Origin of the sequence: Streptomyces anandii JCM 4720, assembly GCF_014650655.1 — a bacterium.
GTDB lineage: Bacteria > Actinomycetota > Actinomycetes > Streptomycetales > Streptomycetaceae > Streptomyces > Streptomyces anandii.
Genome location: NZ_BMVJ01000011.1, coordinates 250072 through 251073, shown reverse-complemented (window position 1 = coordinate 251073; position 1002 = coordinate 250072). Strand labels below are relative to the sequence as shown.

The following is a 1002-nucleotide window of genomic DNA, read 5'->3' as shown; positions in this document are numbered from 1 at the left end:
CGCGCGATGGCCCGCGGACGGCTCGCCCAAGGCCGAGGGCAAGGCGCTGCGGCAGCGCGTCGCGCGGTCCGCGCACGCCGCGTTCGAGGCGGACGCCGGCCGGCCGGACGCCGTGGCCGCCGTCGAGGAGTCCAACCGGGGCCGCATACCCGAGCTCACGCCGATCCGGGTGGGCAGGATGGCGGCGACCCCGTTCGCGTTCCTGCGCGGCTCGGCGGGCCTGATGGCGTACGACCTCGCGCGCACCCCCATGACCGGCATCGGCGCCCAGATCTGCGGTGACGCCCACGCGGCCAACTTCGGCCTCTACGGCGACGCACGCGGCGGGCTGGTCATCGACCTCAACGACTTCGACGAGACGGTCCACGGCCCCTGGGAGTGGGACCTCAAGCGGCTCGCCGCCTCGCTGGTCCTCGCCGGTCGGGAGGCGGGCTGCGACGAGGACACCTGCCTGAGCGCCGCGCAGGACGCCGCCGGCGCCTACCGGCGCACCATGCGGCTGCTGTCCAGGCTCCCCGTCCTGGACGCCTGGAACGCCATCGCCGACGAGGAACTCGTCTCCCACAGCGACGCCCACGACCTGCTCGGCACCTTGGAGCGGGTCTCGGAGAAGGCCCGGGCCAACACCAGCGGACGGTTCGCGGCCAGGTCGACGGAGCCGGCCGAGGACGGCGGGCGCCGCTTCGTGGACGCCCCGCCGGTGCTGCGCCGGGTGCCGGACGCTGAGGCCGCGGCGGTGGCCGCCTCGCTGGAGGGGTACCTGACCACGCTGTCCGAGGACCGGCTGCCGCTGCTGGCCCGGCACGCGGTGCACGACGTGGCGTTCCGGGTGGTCGGCACGGGCAGCGTGGGCACCCGGTCGTACGTGGTGCTGCTGCTGGACCACCGGGGCGAGCCGCTGGTGCTCCAGGTAAAGGAGGCCCGGCCCTCGGCGCTCGTACCGCACCTGGAGGCAGCCGGCATCGAGGCCGCCGAGGTCGACCACGAGGGCCGGCGCGTGGT

1 protein-coding gene is annotated in these 1002 nt (G+C 75.5%); it reads left to right on the top strand.

Going from position 1 to position 1002, the window contains the following annotated elements:
- Positions 1-1002: DUF2252 domain-containing protein (locus tag IE249_RS21380; protein ID WP_229858953.1), on the top strand; the 1002-nt coding region annotated here is incomplete at both ends.